The sequence below is a fragment of the Tautonia marina genome (assembly GCF_009177065.1).
Taxonomy (GTDB): domain Bacteria; phylum Planctomycetota; class Planctomycetia; order Isosphaerales; family Isosphaeraceae; genus Tautonia; species Tautonia marina.
Map to the genome: position 1 here is coordinate 576,195 of NZ_WEZF01000001.1, position 17,788 is coordinate 593,982.

The 17,788-nt window shown below is 63.4% G+C and carries 4 protein-coding genes and 1 tRNA gene; all 5 read left to right on the forward strand.

The annotated features are described in order from the left end of the window. Positions 1 to 161 precede the first annotated feature (161 nt). The 5 genes from GA615_RS02195 (at position 162) to GA615_RS02215 (ending at position 17,694) form a co-directional block, all read left to right on the forward strand. Positions 162 to 233 (forward strand) — tRNA-Gly (locus tag GA615_RS02195). Positions 234 to 459: 226 nt separating this feature from the next. After that, positions 460 to 681: a hypothetical protein gene (locus GA615_RS02200; protein ID WP_152049605.1), complete on the forward strand. Its 222-nt coding sequence runs from the start codon at positions 460 to 462 to the stop codon at positions 679 to 681. 181 nt (positions 682 to 862) lie between these two features. Beyond that, complete coding sequence (locus GA615_RS02205) at positions 863 to 3,367, forward strand: PAS domain-containing sensor histidine kinase (RefSeq protein WP_152049606.1); 2,505 nt, start codon at positions 863 to 865, stop codon at positions 3,365 to 3,367. Then, the gene (locus GA615_RS02210; RefSeq protein WP_152049607.1) at positions 3,327 to 3,809 is read left to right on the forward strand and encodes a response regulator; all 483 of its coding nucleotides are present in this window, start codon (positions 3,327 to 3,329) and stop codon (positions 3,807 to 3,809) included. The genes GA615_RS02205 and GA615_RS02210 overlap by 41 nt, the downstream gene beginning before the upstream one ends. A 1,003-nt stretch (positions 3,810 to 4,812) precedes the next feature. Next, the gene (locus tag GA615_RS02215; RefSeq protein WP_152049608.1) at positions 4,813 to 17,694 is read left to right on the forward strand and encodes an LEPR-XLL domain-containing protein; all 12,882 of its coding nucleotides are present in this window, start codon (positions 4,813 to 4,815) and stop codon (positions 17,692 to 17,694) included. Positions 17,695 to 17,788 lie beyond the last annotated feature (94 nt).

A 17,788-nucleotide genomic window follows, 5' to 3' on the forward strand; every position in this document is an offset into this window, starting at 1 on the left:
TTCTGCGACGCCGGGCTTCCTTCCCTGCGTGCGAGTGCCCCGGGCACGTCTCCACCTTCTTGACCCGGCCACCCTCGCGGATTACCATGCCTGAAGATGATTGGTCGGAGCCGATTGCCAGGTTCATTCATTTCCCGCTCCTCAGCATCAATCATTCCACAGCGGGCGTAATTCAGTGGTAGAATGCCAGCTTCCCAAGCTGGACGTCAGGGGTTCGAATCCCCTCGCCCGCTCTGACTTTGGACTCCAGTGTGAATTAGGTTCTGCTGACAATCACGCCAAGAGGACCATGAGGAACGCAAACTGGCAGAAGGCCAGTTTTTTTCGCGATGTCTTCGCGTAGCGGGTCGCCTCGTGTCGGCACTCTTTCAGTCGGCCAAAGGGCGGGTCGACCTGGTCCGTTCCCGGTAGAGGTGGGTGTCCAATTCTCGGGGTTCACGCCGGTTGGACCGCGAGGGAATGACCACCTTCGCCCCGGCCGCCACGATCCTCGGGACGAAGGGGCTGGCCGCTGTTTTGCCCCTGATCCGCGATGACATGTTCGGATTCGAGCCCATCGATCAAGACTCGGGCCCGGAATCTGTCGTGCGCCTGGCCGCCGGTAAGGATCAACCGCTCGGGATTGCGTTCGGTCTGCGCCGTGACCTCGGAACTCCGAGCTTGATCGCCCGGGACCAATGAGGGCAAGGTGAGAGGAGTCAAGATCGTCTTGGACTGCGGGATGCCCGGTTTCTCTGAAAGCCGAACCTGCACGTGGCTGGCTCTCCGGATCGACCAGGCGTATGCTTGCGTCGAGGAAACAGATTGATGCGTTCACCCGCTCCTCGTCCTCTGTCCGCTCCCAGCTTCAGGAGAGCGCACGATGAGCAGAGCAAGGCTGACGACCGGAGTTGCGATCACCCTGCTGCTCGGTGCCATTGCCCCCGCGGTCATCATCTGGCTGGCCGATCTTCGCTTCGCAGACCGGCGGTGGGTTCACGTCCCGTTCCATTCCGTCGTCGAGGCGTTGGGGGCGTTCGCCGGGCTCACGCTGGCGGTCGTGCTCCGCTTCCTGTGGCTGAATAAGGCCCGCTCGGCGCATTACCTCTGGACCTCGAATGCCCTGATCGGCATGGGGGTGCTGGACGGATTTCATGCCGCCGTGGAGCCCGGCGAATCGTTTGTCTGGTTGCGGAGCACCGCGACCCTGGTGGGGGGATTCCTGCACCTGCTGGTCTGGTTGCCAGAGCGGGCCACCCGAACCGGGGCGGTTGCCGCCCTGTCAGGCCTGATTCTGGTCGTGACGGTGCTCTTCGGCGTCCTCGCGATCACCACTCCCGGCATGATCCCCCTAATGGTTGAGGTCGACGGGGGAGCGTTCACGGCCACCGCCAAGACGATCAACGTGTTGGGAGGCCTGTGCTTCGTCGTCGCGGCGGCGCGATTCCTGATTTTCTACTGGCGGACGGGCCATTCGGATGAACTGCTCTTCGCCAATTTACTGTTGCTGTTCGGTGTGGCGGGCCTGGTGTTTCCGTTCTCCCGGATCTGGGAGTCTGACTGGTGGTGGTGGCACCTGCTCCGCCTGTTGGCCTACGTCATTGTGCTTGGGAATACGTTCCAGATTTATCGCCGGGCCGAGGATCAGCTCCGGACGGTCAACCTGATGCTGGAACAACGCGTGGCCGAACGCAGCGCGGCCGCCGAACAACGGTCGCAGGAGCTTGCCGACACCGTCAACACCCTGCAACGGGAGATCGCCGAGCGCCGGCGGGCAGAGGGAGAGTTGCTCAAGGTCTCCCGCGCCGTCGAACAGAGTGCCAACCTCGTGGTGATCACCGACGGTCAGGGCCAGATCGAGTACGTGAATCCCGCTTTTGCGCGGGTCACCGGCTACTCGATGACCGAGGTTCTCGGCAAAAATCCTCGGATCTTGAAATCGGGGCGCACCCCGCCCGAGGACTATCGTCGGCTCTGGCAGACGATCACCTCCGGCCAGGAGTGGCGGGGGGAATTTCATAATCGGAAGAAGGATGGCCAACTCTACTGGGCATCGGCCTCCATCTCCCCTATCCGGAATCCCCAGGGGGGCATTACGCATTACGTCGCGATCGAGGAGGACATCACCGAGCTGAAGCGGGTCGAGGAGGGCTTGCGGGCCTCGGAGCAACGCTACCGACAGCTCACGGAGGGGACCCAGGATGCGATCGTCGTGGCCGACCAGCAGGGGTGCATCACCCTCTTCAATACGGCCGCCCAGCAGACCTTCGGCTACACGGAGCGGGAGGTCGTGGGGCAGCCGCTCACCCTGCTGATGCCGGAGGAATCGCGCGACGCCCACCAGCAGGGCTTGCAACGCTACCTCGAGACCCGAGAACCACGGGTCATCGGCCGCACGGTCGAATTGCGAGGCCAGCGCAAAAGTGGAGAAACCTTCCCTCTGGAACTCTCGTTGTCGGTCCTCGAACTCCCCGAAGGGCTCGCCTTCCTGGGAGCGATCCGCGACGTGACCGAGCGCCAGCAAATGCACGCTCGGGTCGTCCAGTCGGAGAAGCTGGCCTCGCTCGGCCTGCTCAGCGCCGGGGTCGCGCACGAGATCAACAACCCCCTGGCCTACGTGGCCAATAATCTGGCCGTGATCGAGCGGGATCTGCGGGGGCTGATCACCCTGGCAGAGGTCTGCGAGACGATCCGACCGGAACTGGAAGCGAACCAGCCAGAGATCGCCGCGGAATTGCTCGACCTCGCCGAGACGATCGACCTGCCATACCTGCGTGAGAACCTCGGCCCGATCCTGGTCAGCACTCGCCAGGGGGTTAAGCGGGTCGCCGACATCGTGCAGAACCTGCGCGGCTTTGCCCGGCTCGATCAGGCGGCCGTCGACCGGGTGGATCTTCACGAGGCGATCACCAGCAGTTTGGAACTGATCCGGGGCCGGCTGAGCCGGCGACACATCCAGGTGGACCAGGATCTCGGCGAGCTCCCCCCGGTGGTCTGCGCTCCAGCCCAGGTCAATCAGGTGATCCTGAACCTGCTGGTCAATGCCCTGCAGGCGATTGAGGCGACCGACCGGGGGGAAGGCCGGATCGAGATCCGCACCCGGGTGGCCGACGACGGGGTCGTTCTCGAGATTGCCGACGACGGCTGCGGCATCCCGGCCGAGAACCTCGCGCGGATCTTCGACCCCTTCTTCACGACCAAGCCGGTCGGGCAGGGGACCGGCCTGGGGCTGGCGATCAGCCACGGGATCATTCAGGACCACGGCGGCCGCATCGAGGTCCAGAGTACCCCCGGCCAGGGAAGCCGGTTCCGGGTGATCTTACCTCTCGAAGGAAAGGGACAACACGATGACCGCACCGCACAAGCCCTGCCTGCTGGTCGTCGATGACGAACCGGAGGTCTGCAACTCGGTCTCTCACCTGCTGCGTCACAAGTACCACGTCCTGCGTGCCCACAGCGCCGCCGAGGCGATCGAGCTGATGGCCCAGCATGAGGTCGAGATCATCATGACCGACCAGCGGATGCCCGAGGTCTCCGGGGTCGAAATGCTCCAGAAGGTCAAGAGCCGCTACCCCGAGGCCATCCGCATGCTGTTCACCGGCTATGCCGACATCAACTCGGTCATCGCGGCGATCAATCAAGGGCACGTCTACCGATATCTGAGTAAGCCCTGGCAGCCCGAGGAGCTCGAGGCGGCAGTGGATGATGCTGCCGCCGAGTATCGTAGACTCGTCGAGTGGACCGAGGAATTGGTGCACTGTCAGGAACGGATCGCTGACCTGGAGCAGGAGAACCAGCAGCTCCGTGCGTTGCTGAAGGATCGTCCTTGATCGCGTGTGTGGGATGCACCGTTACGAAGGGTAAAGACGTCGAAAACTTCTTGGAAATTGTTGCGACGTCAGTCGGACCATCGTCTTGCTCCTCTCGGTCGTCCGCTCATCATCCCGGTCCAGGTGTCGGTGCGGGACAACCGACCGACGGCCGCCTTTTATGCTACGTTGGTCCAGTTCCATCGTAACCGCGGGAAGCTGCCCCGGGCCTGCTCCGGCAGCGAGTCGATCTCGTCGCGGTCCTGCGACTGGAATGGCGTTGCTTCAGGATCGGGAGCAGTTGCGAAGAGGCGAGGTCGCGAATCATCCCCAACACGATTCGAAAGTCTTTGTGTAATCCTCTGGACGTGATCCCAAACCACCAAGCACGGAACCCCTTATTTTTTTTGCTGATTCGGAAAAATGATTTGCGTCTACCAGTAGACTTTTATAAATTCGTGAGAAATCAGTATAAGAGTATAGTACGAATAAAAATTTGTCCATAATGTTTGCGGTGTCCTTCTGGGCTTCGCTCCAGATAATCTGCGCCTTGGCATTGGAACAATCGATCCCGGTGGCGTGCCAAGACACGCACGATTCGAAGTTGTTTGATTCTCTGCTCTGTGTCACTCGTAGTGCATTTTATTCACAAACTCTTGTCTCGGAGGAAAATCGACCGCTGATCAATTGGCTTGTGTTGATAGGAAAGTGAATTGTGTTGGACGCGACTCCCACGATCTCAGGGAGTTGCAGGAGACAGGATGAACCATCCACGCACGTGCATAAGGAACTCGGAACGGAGTCGGATTCGGGGGGATGAAGGATGGTGGGCAGGCTGCCCGCAGGACTATCCATTCGCCCCGGTTGAACCACCTCGTCGCACGATCATTATATTTTGATGATCTCAAGACAGTTTCGTGCCTTGATAGGTCTGTCTCGTTGGTTCTTTTCCCAGGATCGCGCTTCGCTCACAACGTGAATTCACCCCCTCGGTTGCACATCTCTTGCGAGGAAGGAACGGACGATGAAGCGTTTCTGGAACCGTCGTGTCACTCGTGGTCAGGATGTTCGGGGAGCCAGGGGAACCAAGGCCGTGAAGCCGGCCCAACATCTCCGGAATCCTGAGGAATTCCACGTGGAAGCCCTGGAGCAGCGCGTTCTGCTCAACGGTGATCTTCCGTTCCCGGCCAGCCAGGTGCAGGCGTTGCGCTCGGGGCTGGACACGATCGCGTCCTGGGCCGATTCCATCGACCAGTTCGAGAACCTCGCGCAACAGCTCCCATTCGTCGGAACGACTCTGGGAGAAAGCCTCGACATCGGCGGGTTGCTCCGCAGCCAGATCGTCACCCCTGCACAGACCTATCTCGACTCGATCGACCCGACGCCGAACGGGCTGCGAGACCTGCTCAACTCGCTCGGGCTTGGTGAGGTCAATCAGCTTCTCGACGACGAGGTTTTGACCTACTCGCTGGCCTTCTCACCAAGCCGCTCCGAGGTTCTGCCGATCAATCTGGGCGAGAATGACTTTGGGTTCGATCCGGGAGCCCTACCGTCGGCGGCGTTCGAGACCTCGCTCACGTTGGACTTCACGTTCGGGCTGGATCTCACAGAGGGCCTCGCAAATTCTGAGGCGTTCTTTGTGGTCGTCGACGCCTTCTCGGCGGGCGGCTCCGTGTCGGCGGCCGACCTGGCGTTCGACGCGAACCTCGGTTTCCTGGCGACGACGATCAGCGACGGTGAGGCCGAACTGGCGGCCAGCGTCGAACTGACGCTCAACGACCCCGACGCCAACGGCCGCATCACGCTCAGCGAGCTGGTCGGTACGTCGCTCGACGAGCTGGTGGACCTCTCGCCAGCGGGGACGCTGGCCGTGAGTCTTCCTGTGGCCGCGACCATCGGTACCTTCAACCTCGACGGCACGTTGCTGCTCAACGACAGTGACCTGTTCGATGCCACGCCCCCGCAGTTCTCACAGACGGGCCTCGACGACGGGTTGAACTTCAACCAGCTGACCCCGGAGAGCATCCTGGGGGCGGTTCAGTCGATCCGCGAGAAGCTCGAATCCCTGCGCAATTCGAGCCTCTTCAACTCGCCGATCCCACTGACCTCGGGTACGACGCTCGGCAGCCTCCTCCCGCTCGAGAGCATCCTGGAAAGCGAGCTGATCGACCGGATCACGAATTCGCCGACACCGAACTTCGCCACGCTTCAGCAACTCGTCGAGAATCTCGTCGATGTCCTCGCGCCCGGAACGGGCCTCGACTACAACCCGATCACCAACGAGCTGTCGATCGCCTTCGACTTTAACCACGTGCTCGACACCCAGACCGTACCGATCAACCTGGACCTCAGCCTCGGCTCGCTTGGGGAGTTCAGCACGTCAAGTACGATCGAGGTTGACGCGGATCTTGATCTGGCCTTTACGGTGATCATCGACCTCACGCCGTTTACCGATGAGTATCCGGTGCCGGATGAGGATGACCCACTGAGCCTTGGCCTGTACCTGCTTGAGCGGCTCTCGCTCGACAACGTGTCGTTTGCCGCCAACCTCGCCATTGCCGCGGTAGATCTTGCGGCCACCGCCCAGTTCGGGTTCCTCGGTCTGGAGCTGACCGAGGGAGCAGCAGCGGCGAGCCTGGCCGCCAGCCTGGCGCTGCACAAGCCGAATCAGCCCGGGGTTTCGCGGCTCACACTCAACGAGCTGACAAGCGGCATCGTGGTCAACCCCGCCAGTCTGGGGGCGTTCGACATCAACGGCAGCGGAAGCCTTAGCTTGCCGCAAATCACCATCGCGGACAACGTCATCCCACTCAACAGCTCGCCCTCGGCCAGCTTCGAGTTCCCGGATCTCACGAACCTGGCAAACTTTACCCCGACGTTTACCAATTTTGACGAACTGCTCAACTTCGAGAACGTCGGCTTTAGCACCTTTGTTAACGCCTTCAAGGCGCTGACGAGCTATCTCGACAGCGTGCAGAGCTTCTCGTTCCTGTCCTACAAACTTCCCCTAGTCGATCAGAGCATCAGTGAACTGGTCAGCTTCGTCGACCAGTTCGACAGCTTCGTGACGGCGCTCGAATCGGGGCCGTCGGCCGGCACGCTGCAGGTTCTCGCCGATCGGCTCGAAACGGCGCTTGGGGTCGCACCCGGTACGATCGTCCTGGTGCTCGATGGCCCCGACGTCCTGCGGTTCGACCTGAACCTCGAAGCGGTCTCCGACAGCGGTCCGATCCCGTTCAATCTGGATCTGGACGCCATCGCCGGTGGCAATCCGTTGCTGGCGGGGATCACCTCGCTGATCGACGTCAGCGGCTCGGGTCTGATCCAGGTGGAAGCGGGGGCGACTTTGGCCCTGCATTTCGGACTGGATCTATCGAATCCCCTCACGCCCGCGCCGTTCATCGAAGACACGACCGGGCTGGAGCTGACGGCCCGGCTGGTCGCGGAGGATCTGGATTTTTCCGTCGCGATCGGACCGCTTGGCGCGTTTGTCGTGGACGGTGTCGCGGTGCTCGATGCCGACGGTGATCTCGCGACCACCGATCCGGCGGCCTTCACGGTCGATCTGAATTCCGTCACCGGTGGCCGGTACTTCCTGCCGGATCTCGACACCAGCATCGTCAATGTGACGCTCCAGGGAGGTGCGGAGGTCTCCCTGCCGCTGTTCTTCCCGGACCAGGGCACCCCGCTCGGTGGAACGACCAACGATGAGGACAGCAACGGCGTGCCGGACAACGTGCTCGCCATCACGGTCAGCGACATCACGGACCTGGGCAGCGCCTCCGTCATCACGCCCGACATCGCCAGTGCAGTGACGGATTTCCTGGGCAACCTGGATCTACTCAACCAGCTTGGCCTGCTCATCGACGGGCTGGACCTGTTGCTGGGAACGATCGAGGACGGACTCAAGAGCCGCGTGTTCAACGTCTCGATCCCGCTGATCGGCACCAACTTCAAGGATGCAGCCACGTTCATCAGCGAGATCCGGAGCAATGTGATCCAGAAGCTGAAGGATGCTCCCGACCAGGCCTTGCTCACCGTGCAGACGGCGATCTTCGAGGCGCTCGGCCCTCCGGGCCTCGACATTCTCCAGCTCGATCCCGAGACGGGTGGGGACCCGAACGCGATCGATCCCGAGGACGTGCCCTACGAACTGGACAGCGACCAGATTCTTTTCCCGTTCCTGTTCCAGAAGACCTCGACGGTGCTCAGCGAGTCGTTCGCGTTCGACATCGGCCTGCCTGGGCTGGGCTTGCAGGCCGCGCCGGGGTCCACGGTTCAGGTTGAGCTGGGGTACACGTTCCAGTTTGGCGTCGGTGTGAGCAAGACGCACGGTTTCTTCTTCGACACGTCGGCGATGAACGAGCTGGAGGTTGAGCTGGCGTTGAGTGTTCCCGGCATGGACCTGAGCGGCTCGCTCGGATTCCTGACGCTCCAGCTCAAGGATGCCGACGGCAGCGATCCGGCACGGCCGCCGAGCGAGGTGTCCGGTTCGTTCACCATCGACCTGCTCGACCCGAGCAACGACGGCCGCTTGACCTTCACCGAAATCGCCTCGGCGGCGTCGAACCTGGGGAGTCTTGTCGACGCCGGGTTCGAAGCCAGCGTCGACATTAACCTCGATGCCCGGGTGAGCTTCGCCGGTTCGGCCGTGTTCCCCTCGCTGCTCTCCGACATTGACCTGACCTGGTCGATGAGCGGCAACACCGCCGAGAGTTCCGAAACCTTCGGTGGCGGCGCGCCGGATCTCGCGTTCAACAACGTGCGACTCGACCTCGGCTCGTTCTTCTCCGATTTCGTTGGGCCCATCCTGGGAACGATTGACCAGATCATCGAGCCGATCCGGCCGGTCCTCGAAGTGATTAACGCCCGATTGCCCGTCTTCTCCGACGTCGGGCCGCTCCGAGACCTGATCATTGCCGCAGGAGGGGACTCGACGCCCGTCGACGAGATCAGCCTGCTCGATCTGGCCCTGGCCTTCCCCTCGGAGGTCGCGCCTCAGGTCGGAGCCATCGCCAGCGCGATCGAGATCATCAATCTGATCGACCGGGTCGCTTCGCAGGTTTCGACCATGTCGGGCTCCGACAACATCTTCATCCCATTGGGGAACTTTGAACTCGGCGTCGGCACCGATATCCGAGCGGCGGGCTTCAGCCTCTCGACGATCGACCCGAACGTGGTCGGTGGTCTCGCCGACAGCGCGCTCGACTATCTGGCAGGACTGGCGGGAGATTCGGTGGCCGACGAGGCTCGGAGCCTGATCGAACAGTTCGCGGGCGACGCAATCGGCGGCGCCGGCAATGCGCTCTCGTTCCCGATCCTCGACGACCCAACGATCGCCTTCAAGCTCCTCCTGGGCCAGGATGTCGAGCTGATGGCCTTCGACATGCCTCGCCTGAGTCTCGACTTCACGACCGAAATCTTCTTCCCGATCCTCGGCCCGCTCGGTGTGCAGTTGAACGGAGCGGTGAGTGCCGCCGTCGATTTCGTCTTCGGTTATGACACCCGAGGCCTTCGCCTCTTCGCCGATAGCGGGTTCGACGACCCGGAGAAGATTTTCTACGGATTCTACGTGAGTGACACCGCCAACGCCTTCGGCACCGGTCCCGATATTCCCGAGGTCGAGCTCAGGGCCAGTATCGAGGCGTTCGGCGCGATCAACGTCGTCATCGCCTCGGCGGGCGTGGGTGGCGGTCTATACGCCGAGATCGACGGGAACCTCAACGATCCCAACAGTGACGGCAAGGTGCATCTCGATGAGCTGATCGAGAACTTCCCGCTTTGCATCTTCGACATTGATGGTCGGCTCACGGTCGGGCTCTCCGCGTTTGTGAAGGTCGGGTTCGGGCCGTTCAGCGTCAAGAAGACGTTTGAGATCGCAACCGCCACGCTCCTCGATTTCAGCTACAGTTGTGAAGAGCCCAGCTTGTACACGATCGAAGGCGATACGCTGATCCTGAACATGGGGCCTCGCGCTGGAGACCGTGAAGAAGGCGCAGTGGACGACGACGAGTTCTTCACGATCACGCATGTCAGCGGATCGGCGGGCAGTGAGGTCATCACGATCTCGGCCTTCGGGATCACGGAAACCGTCAATGGCGGCTTCTCGAAGATCGAGGGCGAAGGCGGCGCGGGGAACGATAACGTCGTGCTCAACGGCGTGCTCACCGCGACGGAGATCTGGGGCGATTTCCGCAGCGGCGAGACCGCTCAGGACGGCAACGACATTCTGCTCGTTGAGGGGGCCAATGTCGGGCCGGTCACGCTGCGCGGCGGTGGCGGCAACGACGAACTTCAGGGCGGCGACAACGACGACGAGATTCACGGAGGCTCCGGCGACGACACGATTCAGGGCGCCTTCGGGAACGACTCCCTTTACGGTGGCGCGGGGATCGACCGCATTCAAGGCGGCGAGGGGAACGATTCTCTCGACGGAGGCGATCAGGAGGATGTGCTGATCGGTGGCGAAGGCAACGATACCATCCACGGCGGCGCAGGCCACGACGAGATCGATGGCGGCGAGGGAGACGACGAGATCCACGGCGGTTCCGGCAACGACACCATCTTCGGGGGCGCAGGTCACGATGAGATCCACGGCGACGACGGCCACGATGAGATCTACGGCGAGGCCGGCAACGATACGATCTTCGGCGAGGACGGGGATGACGAAATCCACGGCCAGGAGGGGGACGACGAGATCGATGGCGGCCTCGGCAACGACACCATCTTCGGTGAGGATGGTCATGACCTGCTGTTCGGTGACGTCGGCAACGACTCGATCCTCGGCGGCCTCGGCAACGACACGATCCAGGGCGGCGCGGATACCGACACCCTTCGTGGCGAGGACGGCGATGATCTGATTGAGGGTGGCACCGGCAATGATCTGATCTTTGGCGGTCTCGGCAACGACCGTCTGATCGGCGGCAGCTCCGACCCAGCCGATCTCCCGGACGGGAACGACACCATTCACGGTGACGCCGGCAACGACACGATCCTCGGTGGGAACGGCATCATCGGCTCGATCACCCTGATCGGCGGCGCGGGTGACGATCAGATCTTCGGCGGAGCCGGGAATGACCTGATCTACGGCCAGGCCGGGTACGACACCATCGAGGGCGGCACAGGCGACGACACCCTCTTCGGCAACGCCGGCAACGACGTCATTTACGGCCAGCAAGACAACGACCTGGTCGAGGGTGGCGCGGGGAACGACACGATTCTCGGCGGGACGGGTGGTGATGTTCTGATCGGGGGTTCCTCCGTGGTGGTCGGTGATCTGATTGATGGCGGACTCGATGGGGCCGACTCGATCGTCGGCGACGCCGGTGACGACTGGATTCTCGGCGACAATGGCACCATCAATCGAGCCGCCGGCCTCCTGGTCACGAACCCGAGCGGCGGCTCGGGCAACGACACCGCCTTCGGCGGGCTGGGGGACGATGTCATCTTCGGCGGCGGTGGCGCGGACCATCTCGTGGGCGACGCCGCCGGTGGTACGGGGCGTGATCTGATTGTCGGCGACCAGGGCAGCCGATCCAACACGCAGTATGTCTCCTTGTCTACCACTGGAGTCGGCTCCTTCGGGAACGACACCCTCTTCGGCAGTGGTGGCGACGATACCTTGATGGGTGGACCCGGCGACGATTCCATTTTCGGCGATCTCGGCAACGACATCATCTTCGGCGATCAGGCCACGATCACGTTCGTTGCCGGGGTAATCCAACGCCTGTTCACGTCTCAACCCGAGTTTGGCGGCAACGACACGATTCAAGGGGGCGCGGGCCACGACACCATCTTCGGAGGCCGGGGCGACGACTCGATCCTCGGCGGCACCGGCAACGATATCCTCCTTGGCGATCACGGCGTCGTGGTGCTGGCCGACGGCTCGCTCGAGGAGCACGACATCTTCACTACCGATCCCCAGTACGGCGGCAAGGACACGATCGAGGGTGGTGACGGCGACGATACGATCCTCGGCGGCACCGGCGACGACGACTGGCATGGAATCGGTGGCGACAGCCTGAGCGGCGGCTTGGGCAACGACATCATCATCGCCGACCACGGCATCATCGTGCGGAATGAGTCCCTCAACGTCCTCCGAATCGAGACGACCGAGACAACCATCGGTGGCGATGACGTTGCGTTTGGTGACGGAGGAGGGCGAGATACCCTGTTCGGCGGCTTCGGCGACGATTCACTGGTCGGCGGATCGCTGAATGACATCATCTTCGGCGACAACGGCGCGGTTGTGTTCGATGACGGCAGCCCCGAGGCGTTCCGGGTCTTCACCACCGCCCCGGCGGACGGCGGCCAGGATACGATTGAGGGTGGCTCGGGCGACGATATCCTCATCGGTGGCACCGATGCCGATTTGATCTCCGGCGACAACGACGCGGATGTCATTCTCGGCGACCACGCGCTCATCATCCGAAACGCGACCGACGAAATCCTCCGGATTCAGACGATTGAGCCGACCGACGGCGGCAACGACACGATCCAGGGTGGCGACCAACCCGACACGGTCTTCGGCGGCTTCGGCGATGATGTGATCTTCGGGGGCGAGGATGAGAGCACCGATGTCCTCTTCGGGGATCATGGTGTGGCCGTCCGGTCCGATGGGTCCGCCGACGCCAACGACCTGTTCTCGACCGACCCCGATTACGGTGGCAAGGACACCATTGACGGGAGCGGGGGGCACGACATCCTCATCGGCGGTTCGGGTGGAAACGACACAACCGGCGTCGGCGGCGACCTGCTGCTCGGTGGGCTCGGTCATGACGTCATCCTCGGAGACAATGGCTGGATCACCCGCAATGCCTCCAACGTCATCGAGCGCATCGAGACGATCGCGCCGCAGTACGGCGGCGATGACTCGGCGCAGGGCGGCGACGGAAACGACTCGATCCTCGGCGGATACGGAGAAGATTCCCTGGAAGGCAACGACGGGAACGACATCCTGCTGGGCGACAACGGGGCGCTGGAGTTCAACGACGATGCCGACCTCACCACCCTGGACTTCATCACCACGACCGACCCGCTGTTCGGCCACAACGACACGATCGAGGGCGGCAATGGCGACGACATCGCCCTCGGCGGCACGGCGGATGACTTGATCGCGGGGAACGATGGCAACGACATCCTGCTCGGTGATCATGGCCGCATTGACCTGCAGAACAACATCATCTTCCTGGTCCAGACGATCGATCCCGGCCTCGGTGGGCGGGATCTGATCTTCGGGAACGACGGCGACGACATCGTGCTGGGCGGCTTCGAGGGCGACACCCTCGACGGCGGTCTCGGCGACGACGTTCTACTCGGCGACAACGGACGGCTCGAATGGCTCTCCTCCGGTCGACTGGAGGACATCACCGGCATCGACGTCGCGGTCGAGAACCCGGCGCTCGCCGCGGCCTTCGCCGTCCCGGACACCGACATCAGCACGCTGGACCTGATCACCACGACCGACCCCACCCTGGGCGGACGCGATCTGATCGTCGGTGGCAACGACCGGGATGTCGTCTTTGGCGGGACGGATGCCGACCTCATCCACGGCGACGATGGCGACGGCATCGGCGATCCGGGCAATCACGACGTCCTGTTCGGCGACCACGGCCGGATCTATCCCCAGTTCAGCTCCCTGGCTGGCTTCAACGCCCGGAACTTCTTCTCGATCGACACCGGGGCCGGCGATGGCGGTGAAGGGGACCGGATCGTCGGCGAGGAAGGTGACGACATCCTCATCGGTGGTCAGGGCGACGATCGCCTCTTCGGCAGCGATGGCGACGACGACATGACCGGCGGCCACAATGTCATCGGCGGCGTCGATGAGCTCATCGCTCCGGCGATCCACGCAATGCTCACACCGATCGGCCCCGTCAACGATCTTATGGACGGCGGCGCAGGCAACGATGTCCTGGCGGGCGACAACGCGATCATCTGGCGGCGCGGCGACGACCTCAGCCCGCGGTTCCGGTTGCTCGCCACCGCAACGATCTACACCACGACCCATGAGACGATCACCACGAACGTCGGGGCGGACCCGCAGCGCGATCCGGCGGGATCGGTCGGCCGCGATGTCCGGCTCCTCGATCACGACGAGGCGATCGAGACCAATCCGCAAGGCCGCTTCGGCAGCGACGTCATGGCCGGCGGTCCCGACAACGACCTCATGTTCGGCCAGCTGGGCGATGACCTGATGCAGGGCGACGGCGCCATCGCCCCCGACGACGGTGATCCGGACACCCTGAGCCACGCGCTCCAGGTTTCCGATAGCGGCTCCAACCCGAACACCGCCGAGTTACTCGCCTTCAACATCGCCGAGGCCTCGACCGACGGCGACGACGCGATGGAAGGCAACGGCGGCAACGACCTCATGTACGGCGGGCTCGGCCAGGACGACATGATCGGCGGCAGCTCGTCCCTGTACGGGCTGACCACCACGACGCAGCGGCCCGACGGCTCCGACACCATCTTCGGCGGCGCGGGGAACCGGATCAGCCGCAATGACGTGGGCGATCCTGAGTCGCTTGGCCCGGCGCGCGATGCCGATGTGATCATGGGCGACAACGCGAATCTCTTCCGGCTTGTTGCCGGGGGATCGAATCCGCAATTTCTGACGTTTGTATACGACAGTGCGTTCGACGCACGGATCATCCCTCGCGCCGTGCAGCAGCTCGACTACACGCTCGGCGGCGCGGATTATCAGGGCGATACTTGGGAATACGTCAACGGCGTTGCCCGCAGCAAGGACGGCTCGGTCTACGACCAGGGCGCGCCCGACATGATCCACGGCGAAGACGGCAACGACTCGATCTTCGGCATGACCGGCAGCGACGTGCTGTTTGGCAATGCCCAGGACGACGACCTCATCGGCGGCTACGGGCACGACTGGATCTCCGGTGGGACCGGCAATGACGGCGTCATCGGCGACGACGGCCTGATCTCCACCAGCCGCAACGGCAGTGCCGAGCCGCTTTATGGCATCGCCGCGACGACCGAGCAAACCATCAGCACCCCGGGGCAGATTCAGTACGCCGTGATCAACCCCACCGGTGCGATCAAGAAGACGGTCGACCTCACTCCGTTCAGTGTCGACCCGAACTGGATCGGCCTCGACGACGAGTTCCCCGACGCCCTCGGCAACGGCCCCATTCCGTTCGCTGATGACATCATCTTCGGCGGCCTGGGCAACGACTCGCTCCACGGGGGCTCCGGCGACGACGCGATCTCCGGGGCCGAGGTGCTCAGCAACGCTTCTGTGCCGACTTATGATGATCAGGGGAACCCGACCGGGCTGCTCAACCTGGGGTATGACGCGGTGACTCTCGTGAATCTCAACCCCGGTAATGTGCTGGCGTTCAATCCGGTCGATGTTGACGCCCGTCAGACCAACAACCGCCTCCGCGCCGGCGAGTTTGCTCTGTATGACGAGTATGATCCGCTCCGCAAGATCGTCCTCAACGCCGACGGCTCGCTGAACAAAGGGGAGCCGGGTCCGGTGCATCCGTTCCTCTTGAACTTCGAGAAGACCGAGGGCCCGGAACAGCCGGGCGGCACCACGGGCGGCCCCAAGGGCACGTCGTATGGCCCGGTCAAGAGTGACGGCGACGATGCGATCTTCGGCGGCACCGGTAACGACTGGCTCGGCGGCGGCACCGGCCGCGACAACGTCTACGGTGGCTGGGGTAATGACCTGATCAATCTCGATGACGATCAGGACACCAACGGCGGCCTGAACGACCAGCCCGACACGCACCCGACCTACGAGGACCGCGGGTACGGTGGCGCGGGCCGCGACATCCTGATCGGCAACACCGGCGGCGATCGCCTGATCGACTGGGTGGGCGAGTACAACAGCTACCTCGTTCCGTTCGCCCCCTTCGGCATGGCGACCGTCAGCCGCACGCTCCAGCCGCAGTTGGCCGAGTTCCTCTACGCCCTGTCGGCGGCGGACGGAGCCGACCCCACCCGCGCAAGCGATACCGGGGCCGACCCCGCCCGCAACGGCGAGCCGTTCGGCGAGCTGGGCCTGGTGCTCCAAAAGGACGCCGCTTGGCGAGACCAGACCGGACCCCCCGCCGATCCGCAGGCCGGCAACATCCCGGGCGGCAAGCGCGACGTGCTCCGCTCCGCCGACTTCAACAACGGCCAGGCCCAGGGCTTCGCGGTCGATGTCGGCACCTGGTCCTTCAAGGGCGGACGCTACGAGGTCGCCCCCTCGGAAGCGGGCGGGGACGCGGTGAGCGTTTTCTATGTAGACGACTACATTCCTAGCTATTTCGAGACGATGGCGGTTATCAATACCGTCAAGCCCACCCGCGGCTACAACGCCAATGCCTATCTGGTCTTCGACTACCAATCGCCGACCGACTTCAAGTTCGCGGGTGTGAACATCTCTACAAACAAGCTGGAGATCGGCCATCGAACCGCGCAGGGCTGGACAACACTCGTGCAGGAAAGTGTGCAAGGTGGTCTGAAGGACGGCGCGGATTACACGGTCTTCCTCGCCGTGAACGGCTCGGCGGTCACGCTGGTCGTGAATAACCTCTTCACCCTCAGCCATGCGTTCACACCCCGCGTCGACGAGACGGGCCTTACCTATGCCATCAACACGGGCCTGGTCGGACTGGGTGCCCGCAATGCCCGCGCCCAGATCGACAACGTCGTCGTCCAGCGCGTCCCTCCCGTCGTAACCCTGAACGAGACGCTCGACTTCGATGCGCCTTCCGCGCTGCTCGATGCCCCGCTGACAGGCCATTGGGACTTCGTCGAAGGGGATTACATCGGCACGGCCGACGGAGCAGAGGCCGCGCTCAACACGCTGACCCTGCGGGTTGGCCCCAACGCCATGCTCGACCTGTCGAGTAACCTCCGCCCGACCGGTGCGGGTGGGCTCGCGTTCGATGTCTACAGTGCCGATGACTACAAGGTTGTAAGTTTCGATCGTTCAACCCGGCAGCTTTCCCTGAGCCACCGCTCGGCACGCGGCTGGTTCGTGGACGCCTCGACCACGGTCGCGGCTTCCGACACCCTCACGCTCGGCCTGGTGCTCAAAGGCACCACCGCCAGCGTGACGCTCAATGGCTCGCCGATCCTAAGCAAGGTCTACAACGCAGTGATCACCGATGGCGGCTTCGGCCTCTGGAGCCGATCGGGATCGACTGCGTTCGAGACCTTCACGGTCAAGACCGATGACTCCAGGGTTCTCGGTGGCGGCCAGAACCAGCTCGCCGTGTCGGGCTCCAGCGACCCAGCGACGGCGGTCGTACCCCTCGGCGTGGCCGACCTCACGCCGATGCTCACGGAAGCGATCCGACGTTGGTCCGAGTTCGCCCCGGATGCCGACCGGCTCTCCCGCGTGCCGGTCTGGATTCAGGACCTCCCCGGCGATCACCTCGCGTATGTCGTCGACGGCGCGATGCTCATCGATCCAACGGCGGCCGGACAGGGCTGGTTCCTCGACGCGACTCCTCATCTCGACGAGGAATTCGGACCAACCCACGCCGATCGGCCGACCCCTCAGGGTGTCGACCTTCTGTCCGTGCTGATGCACGAGTTTGGGCACGTTCTGGGGCTGCCTGATCTTGACGTCGATCAGCACGGGGATGATCTGATGGCAGAGCTTCGTTCGGCGGGTGTCCGTCACACGCCTCGTGATGCCTCGGGCCTCCCAACGCCGGACGCGGTCGCAATCGACCTGGCTGACACGGTGTCCGGCGCGTCAACAAGCACTCGGGTGGCCCTCCGAGGCACCTCGGCAGGCCGTCCGCCGCTCTGGATTCCCCTCGCGGAGAGTGGGCGTCCCGGCGCCCCAGGGGCCGGATCGATGGTGTCTCCATTCGCCTCGCGAACCTATCAGGAACTGGTTGAGGACATCCTACCGTTGCGGCTCCGCCGCCGCCGTTGACCAGTTCCACCTTGCCATCTCCCCAAAACCGGCGAGCATGGACGCTCGCCGGCTGCCACGCGGGGGAGGGCACTCGACCCATGCGACCCTTGAA

Excerpts from the sequence above, each read along its gene's own strand:
- GA615_RS02200 (WP_152049605.1), top strand. The coding sequence starts at position 460 with ATGACCACCTTCGCCCCGGCCGCCACGATCCTCGGGACGAAGGGGCTG.
- GA615_RS02205 (WP_152049606.1), top strand. The coding sequence starts at position 863 with ATGAGCAGAGCAAGGCTGACGACCGGAGTTGCGATCACCCTGCTGCTC.
- GA615_RS02210 (WP_152049607.1), top strand. The coding sequence starts at position 3,327 with ATGACCGCACCGCACAAGCCCTGCCTGCTGGTCGTCGATGACGAACCG.
- GA615_RS02215 (WP_152049608.1), top strand. The coding sequence starts at position 4,813 with ATGAAGCGTTTCTGGAACCGTCGTGTCACTCGTGGTCAGGATGTTCGG.